General features: G+C 72.4%; 7 protein-coding genes and 1 pseudogene. 2 read left to right on the forward strand and 6 right to left on the reverse strand.

The window, feature by feature from the left end:
* A pseudogene (locus tag ACTIR_RS26690) lies at positions 1-271 on the reverse strand (hypothetical protein); the annotation flags it as partial.
* Positions 272-507: 236 nt separating this feature from the next.
* Between ACTIR_RS26690 and ACTIR_RS0114415 the strand changes: the two are divergent.
* Together ACTIR_RS0114415 and ACTIR_RS0114420 are read left to right on the forward strand one after the other, a co-directional pair.
* On the forward strand, positions 508-1,986 hold the full coding sequence (locus ACTIR_RS0114415) for a S8 family serine peptidase (RefSeq protein WP_034240194.1): 1,479 nt from the start codon (positions 508-510) through the stop codon (positions 1,984-1,986).
* A gap of 251 nt (positions 1,987-2,237) precedes the next feature.
* Positions 2,238-2,729 (forward strand): DUF3145 domain-containing protein, encoded by a 492-nt coding sequence (locus ACTIR_RS0114420; protein ID WP_026454825.1) that lies wholly within the window; start codon positions 2,238-2,240, stop codon positions 2,727-2,729.
* Between the two features lie 103 nt (positions 2,730-2,832).
* Here the strand turns inward: ACTIR_RS0114420 and ACTIR_RS0114425 are convergent, their stop codons facing one another.
* The 5 genes from ACTIR_RS0114425 to ACTIR_RS23450 all read right to left on the reverse strand — a co-directional run.
* Positions 2,833-4,080 (reverse strand): beta-ketoacyl-[acyl-carrier-protein] synthase family protein, encoded by a 1,248-nt coding sequence (locus tag ACTIR_RS0114425; protein WP_026454826.1) that lies wholly within the window; start codon positions 4,078-4,080, stop codon positions 2,833-2,835.
* Between the two features lie 37 nt (positions 4,081-4,117).
* The gene (locus tag ACTIR_RS0114430) at positions 4,118-4,363 is read right to left on the reverse strand and encodes an acyl carrier protein (RefSeq protein WP_007024696.1); all 246 of its coding nucleotides are present in this window, start codon (positions 4,361-4,363) and stop codon (positions 4,118-4,120) included.
* 130 nt (positions 4,364-4,493) lie between these two features.
* Positions 4,494-5,480: a beta-ketoacyl-ACP synthase III gene (locus tag ACTIR_RS0114435; protein ID WP_026454827.1), complete on the reverse strand. Its 987-nt coding sequence runs from the start codon at positions 5,478-5,480 to the stop codon at positions 4,494-4,496.
* Positions 5,477-6,379 (reverse strand): ACP S-malonyltransferase, encoded by a 903-nt coding sequence (locus ACTIR_RS0114440; RefSeq protein ID WP_084789522.1) that lies wholly within the window; start codon positions 6,377-6,379, stop codon positions 5,477-5,479. Before ACTIR_RS0114440 ends, ACTIR_RS0114435 begins: the two co-directional genes overlap by 4 nt.
* Before the next feature lie 250 nt (positions 6,380-6,629).
* Positions 6,630-6,969 (reverse strand): PucR family transcriptional regulator (locus ACTIR_RS23450; RefSeq protein WP_034240197.1); only part of this gene is annotated, 340 nt, incomplete at its 5' end.

The raw sequence follows: 6,969 nt of genomic DNA on the forward strand, positions 1-6,969 counted from the left end.
CGGAGGCGAGTGGCCAGCCGTCGGCCTCCCACGCCCCGTGCAGCGGGGCCCGCAGGGTCAGCGCCGGGGCGGGCAGGTCCACGCCCACGACGACCACGATCCCGTGCGGCAGCACGAGGAGCGCGTCGAGGTCGGCCTCCAGCCCGGCAGGTCGCACACCGAGGAGGCCGACCCCGCCGACGACCTCACCGCCCCGCCCGAGGGCGGCCAGGGACGCACGGACGTCGTCGGAGACGCGGGCGGGACGGGCGGGAAATCGGACGAGTCGCACTGCGCCTCCCTGCTGCGGGCCACCGGCGGGATCCGGGCGAAGTCCCAGGTCTCGGGCCTCCTGCCGTGTTTATAGCCGAGCTCGACGGCCGCCGCCGGACAGTGTGCGCGCAAAGTAACCATTGACAGTGATTGCTGTCACCTAGTTGAGTGCTACTCCAAAGTAGCTAGCGGAATGGTTTCCGGGTTCTGGAGGATGGAATGCGCTTACGGGCGGGTCGGGGCCCGCGGTCACTGATGATCGCGGTGTCCGCCACGGCCCTGACGGTGACGGCGGGTCTGGCGACGGCGACGATCGCCGCGCCGCTGGCCGCCGGAGACGACGGTGACGGGCTGCTCACGCCGGTCTCCGACACTCTCGGTGCGGTGTTGTCCACGGCGGAGGACACGGCACCGGTCACCGTTCTGGTGCACGGTGTCGACACGGCGGCGGCGGACGCCGCCGTGCGTGACGCCGGGCTCACGAAGATCACCTCGTTCGACCGGATCGGCGTGGTCGCCGCGTCCGGCAACGCGGAGCAGGTGGAGGACCTGCGCTCGGCCGAGGGGGTGACGTACCTGGAGAACAACGACCCCATCGAGACCTTCGCCAGTTCCGGGACCGAAGCCACCCGCAGTCTCCCCGCGCAACAGTCGTTGACCGGTGCGGACGGAACGGCCCTGGACGGGTCCGGTGTGGGCGTCGCGGTCATCGACACCGGGGTGGACCCCCTGCACCCCGCGCTGCGGGACGCCGACGGGGACAGCCGGGTCGTGCGCAACCTGAAGAGTCTGTGCACCGCGGACCAGACCGCCACCGACTGCGTGGTCGACCTTCCGACCACCCTCGACACCGACACGCTCTCCCTCGGCGGGCACGGCACCCACGTCACCGGCATCGCCGCGGGGCAGAACTACGACCTCGCCGAGGACACCCGGGTCGGTGGGTCGGCGCCGGGTTCGTCGGTCGTGTCGATCTCGACCGGGGCCGCGCTGGTCATCCTGGGCAGTGACGCCGCGCTGAACTGGGTCCTGGAGAACCACGAGGCCCCGTGCGGTGCGGACGTCTCCGCGCAGGAATGCCCGCCGATCAAGGTGGTGAACAACTCCTACGGCCCCGGTGGGGGCGGGGAGTTCGACCCGAACTCGGCCACGGTGAAGCTGCAGCGGGCCCTGGCGGCCGAGGGTGTGGTCACGGTCTGGGCCAACGGCAACGACGGTGGTGACGGGTCCCAGAACCTGTCCAACCCGCCGGGGCAGGACCCGACCCCGGGCGTGCTCTCGGTGGCGTCCTACAACGACCAGGGCACCGGCACGCGCGACGGCACGGTGTCCGACTTCTCCTCGCGGGGCGCCGCCTCCGAGCCGCAGAGCTGGCCGGACGTGTCCGCGCCGGGTGAGAACATCCTCTCCGCGTGCAGGCCGACCCAGGCGTTGTGCCTCACCAGCTCCCAGCCGGAGAACGGCCCCGGCCCGCTCGACCTGGCGACCTACAACGTCATGAGCGGCACGTCGATGGCCGCGCCGCAGGTCACCGGGATCGTCGCCCAGCTGTTCCAGGCGGACCCGCAGGCGACGCCGGGCGAGGTGGAGCACGCGATCAAGTCGACGGCGCACAAGTACACCGACGGCGCCGCGTACGAGCCCCTGAACGGGTACACGTCCAGCTACGACAAGGGCACCGGCCTGGTGGACACCGTCGCCGCGGCCACCGCCCTCGGCGCGGGCACCCGATGAGGATCCGCTAGCGGATTCCGCACAGCACGCCCCGCGGCGCGGTTCCCCCTACCGCCTGCGGACCACCGGCTCCGGGCCCGGGAGACGTCTCCCGGGCCCGGAGCCGTTCCACGCGAGTGTGAATCCTGGTGCTCGTGTGGCCAAACGGGTGAGTGCGGTGCAGAATGTTGCGGGAGTCGCCGCGGGTGATCCATCCGTTCCCGACGAGGTCGTAGGGGAAGACGCCCCTCGTCGAACAGCGGAGGTCAGCAGTGAGCACTCGTGGCGTGGTGTACGTCCACTCGTCGCCGTCTGCGGTATGCCCGCACGTCGAGTGGGCGATTTCCGGCACGCTCGGTGGCCGGGTGGACCTGCGGTGGACCGCACAGCCCGCCGCACCCGGGCAGTTGCGTGCCGAGTGTGAGTGGCGCGCGCCCGCGGGCACGGGCGGAAAGCTCGCGTCCGCGTTGAAGGCGTGGCCGATGCTGCGCTTCGAGGTCACCGAGGAACCGAGTCCCGGTGTGGACGGGCAGCGGTTCTGCTACGCGCCCGGCCTCGGGCTGTGGCACGCGCGGACGAGCGCGAACGGCGACGTGGTCGTCGGGGAGGACCGGATCCGGCACCTGGTGGCGGCCAGTCGCGGGGGTGAGCCGCTCGCGCACGAACTGGACCAGCTGCTCGGCGCGAGCTGGGACGAGGCTCTGGAGCCGTTCCGGCACGCGGGCGACGGCGCCCCGGTCACCTGGTTGCACCAGGTCGGCTGAGGCGTCCGCCCGCGTGCCGGTCGGCGCACGGCGGTCACACCGTCGTGCACGGCACTGTCACACCGTCGTGCACAGCACGGTCACACCGTCTTGCCCAACACGGTCACACCGTCGTGAACAGCAACGCGGTGTTGTGCCCGCCGAATCCGAACGAGTTGCTCACCGCCGCGGAGAGCTCCACCTTCCGCGGCTCGTCCCGGACGACGTCGAGCGCCACGTCGGGATCGAGGTTCGCCAGGTTCCGGGTGGCGGGCACGACCCCGTGGTGGAGCGACAGGATCGTCACGATGCCCTCCACCGCACCGGCACCGCCGACGAGGTGCCCGAGGGCGCCCTTCGGGGCGGTGACGACCGGGTCGTCCCCGACGGCCTTGCGGATCGCGGCCGCCTCTCCGACGTCCCCGACCACCGTGGAGGTGGCGTGCGCGTTGACGTGCCCCACCTCGCCGGCCGGGACGCCGGCCATGTGCATCGCGTTCTCCATCGCCGCGATCTGACCGATCCCGTCGGGGTGGTTGCCGGTGATGTGGTAGGCGTCCGAGGTGATCCCGTAACCCCCCAGCCGCGCGTAGACCCGGGCACCCCGGGCCGCGGCGCGGTCGGCGCGTTCCAGCACGACGGTGCCCGCCCCCTCGCCGAGCACGAACCCGTCGCGGTCGGCGTCGAACGGCCGGGACGCGTGGTCCGGGTCGTCGTTGCGGGTGGAGACCGTGCGTGCCTGGGCGAACCCGGCGACGGTGATCGGGGCGATGCAGGCCTCCGCGCCGCCGGCGACCACCACGTCGGCGCGGCCGGAGGCGATCATCTGATAGCCGACCGCGATGCCCTCCGCACCGGACGCGCACGCCGAGGCGGGGGAGTGCACCCCGGCACGGGCACCGAGGTCGATCCCGACGTGGGCCGCCGGGCCGTTCGGCATCAGCATCGGCACCGTCAACGGGGAGACCTTGCGGATGCCGTGTTCCTCCAGCAGGTCGTCCTGGGTGAGCAGGGTGACCGGTCCGCCGATGCCGGACCCGATGGAGACACCCAGCCGGTCGGGATCGACGTCGGCGTGCTCGTCGGTCGGCTCGGCGAACCCGGCGTCCGCCCACGCCTCTCGTGCGGCGATGAGGGCGACCTGCTCACACCGGTCGAGCCTGCGTGCCTGGACACGCGGGATCTTCTCGGTCGGTTCCTCCGCGAGCGGGGCGCCGATCTTCACGGGCAGGTCGTGCCGCTGGACCCAGTCGGCCTCGAGGGTCCGGACCCCGCTGCGGCCCGCGAGCAGGCCGTCCCACGTGGTCGCGACGTCCGGTCCGAGCGGTGTGGTGGCACCGATCCCGGTGACGACGACGTCGGTGTTGCTCATCTGGTGTCTCCCCGAGAGGGCGTTTATGCGGAAACGCTTACTTGGAGTTGGCCGCGACGTAGTCCACGGCGTCGCCGACCGTCTTGAGGTTCGCCAGCTCGTCGTCCGGGATCTTGACGCCGAACTTGTCCTCGGCCTGGACGGCGATCTCCACCATGGACAGCGAGTCGATGTCGAGGTCGTCGACGAACGACTTCTCCAGGGCCACCTCGTCCTGGGCCACGCCCGCGACCTCCTCGACGATCTCGGCGAGCCCCGACAGGATCTGGTCTTTGTCTGCCACTTCGGTTCCTTCCTGGTTCGTGTGTCCGGTGCCCGGCACCGTCGTCTCGTCGGTGCTGTCGCACCGGTTCTCGTGTCGGTGCCCTCGCACCGGTGTCGCGACGGACCTTACGCCGTCGTCGTCTGTGGTATCATGGGCAGATCAGGATCTGTGCCGCGTAGGACAGTCCCGCGCCGAAGCCCACGGCCAGCACGACGTCGCCGCTGTCCACGGTTCCGGCGGCGCGCATGTGGTCCAGCGCCAACGGGATGGACGCCGACGAGGTGTTGCCCGAGTACCGGATGTCGTCGGCGACCACCATGTCCTCCCGCGCGCCCTTCGCGCGCAGGCGCTTGGCGATGGCCTCGACGATCCGCAGGTTCGCCTGGTGCGGGATCAGGACGTCGACATCGGACAGCTCGACCCCCGCGAGCTCGGCCGCGCGCATCGCCACCGGCGCCACCTGTGTGGTCGCCCAGCGGAACACCGACTGCCCCTCCTGGAAGATGTAGCGGTTCTCGCGCATGTAGATCATGTCGACGAGATCCCCGGCGCTGCCCCAGGCCACCGGGCCGACCCCGGCGTCGGTGGCGGGGCCGACCAGTGCGGCGCCCGCCCCGTCGGCGAAGATGATCGCGGTCGACCGGTCGTCCGGGTCGACGACGTCGGTCAGTTTCTCCGCACCGATGACGAGCACCTGCCCGGCCGAGCCCGACCGGATCAGGTCGGAGGCGATGCCCAGCCCGTAGCAGAACCCGGCGCACGCGGCGTTGAGGTCGAACGCGCCCGCCGCGCGGACGCCGATCCGGTCGGCGACCTGGGCGGCGGCGTTCGGGATGGGGGCGGGCATGGTGCAGTTCGGCACGATCACCGTGTCCACGTCCGCGGGGGCGACCCCGGCGTCGGCGAGCGCCTTGGCCCCGGCGGTGACGGCCATGTCCACCACCTGCTCGTCCTCGTCGGCGAAGCGGCGCTCGACGATGCCGACCCGGTCGCGGATCCACTGGTCGTCGGTGTCCATCCGGGCGGCGAGGTCGTGGTTGGTGACGACCCGGTCGGGCTGGGTGCTGCCCAGACCGAGCACCCGCGTGGCCGGGGCCCCGTGGGTCAGGCTGAGCGCGGGCGGCCTGCCGGTCATGCGAGGTCCCCGAGCGTGTCCGGCGTCTTCACCGCGACGGGGCCGGTCACCACGTCCTTCAGTTCCCGGCGGACGAGGCCGGTCAGGGTTCCCGCCGGAGGCAGCTCGACCGTCCGCTCGACCCCGAGGGACCGCAGCCCCTCCATCGTGAGGTCCCAGCGCACCGGCCGGGTCACCTGCCGTACGAGCCGGTCGAGGTACTCCGCGCCGTCGGTGACCACGGCACCGTCGGCGTTGGACAGCAGGCCACGGACCGGGTCCGCGGTGGTCAGCTCCGCCGCGTGGGCGCGCAGCGCCTGCTCGGCGGGGGCCATGTAGGGGGTGTGGAAGGCGCCCGCGACCTTCAGCGGACGCACCTTCGTCCCGTCGAGGGGTTCGGCCACGATCCGCTCGACGGCCTCGGCGGAGCCGGAGGCGACGATCTGGCCCGCCCCGTTGCGGTTGGCGGCCTCCAGACCCTGCTCGTGCAGCCACGCCACGACCTTCTCCGGGTCGCCGAGCATCACGGCGGCCATCGAGGTGGGTTCGGCCGCGCAGGCCTTCGCCATTTCCGCGCCCCGCACCGCGGCCAGGGCGACCGCGTCCTCGGCGGAGAGCACCCCCGCGATCGCGGCGGCGGCGAGTTCGCCGATCGAGTGCCCGGCCACGGGGCCGTCCGAACGCACGGCGGGGGGCAGGTACTCGAACGCGAGCAGCGAGGTCGCGACGATCAGCGGCTGGGTGACGGCGGTGTCCTGGATCTCGTCGGCGTCCGCCTCGGTGCCGAGCCGGAGCAGGTCCAGCCCGCAGCGGGCCGACCAGTGCCGGATCCGTTCCTCCGCGCCGTCGAGTTCGAGCCAGGCGGACAGCATGCCGGGGGTCTGCGACCCCTGTCCGGGGCAGAGTAGGGCGGTGGTCACCCCCGTAGGGAACCTGGTCGCCTCCGGTGACCGGGATGCCGCCCACTCACAGGGTCCACCGACCCACGTTGTGGACCTCCTACAAACACCCCGCTGACCAGCGACAACCCACCGTGACCCCCACCACACCACCCTCCCGACCCCGCGAGTCGCCACCCCATGCCCGCGAGTCGACGCTCCATGCCCGTGAGCCGACGCTCCGGGAACGCGGGGTCGCCGGGTCCGGCGGTCGGGACCGCGCCGGGCGTGCTCACCACAGACCGCGGGAGCGGGCGAGACGCCCGACGGTGAGGGCGGTGCGCAGCACCAGCGCGTCGCGGGGGTCCCCCGCGTTGTGCCCGGTGAGTTCGGCGGCCTTGCGGAGCCGGTAGCGCACCGTGTTGGGGTGCACGAACAGCTGCCGTGCGCAGTTCTCCAGCACGCCCCCGCACTCCAGGTACGTCTCGATCGTCTCCAGCAGCGCCGGGCCGGCGTCCTCCAGCGGTCGGGCGATCCGCTCCACCAGGACCCGTTCGGCCTCGGCGTCGCCCGCGAGCGCGCGTTCGGGCAGCAGGTCCGTCGACCGCGTCGGGCGGGGCGCGGCAGGCCAG

Origin of the sequence: Saccharomonospora iraqiensis subsp. iraqiensis, assembly GCF_000430445.1 — a bacterium.
Taxonomy (GTDB): domain Bacteria; phylum Actinomycetota; class Actinomycetes; order Mycobacteriales; family Pseudonocardiaceae; genus Saccharomonospora; species Saccharomonospora iraqiensis.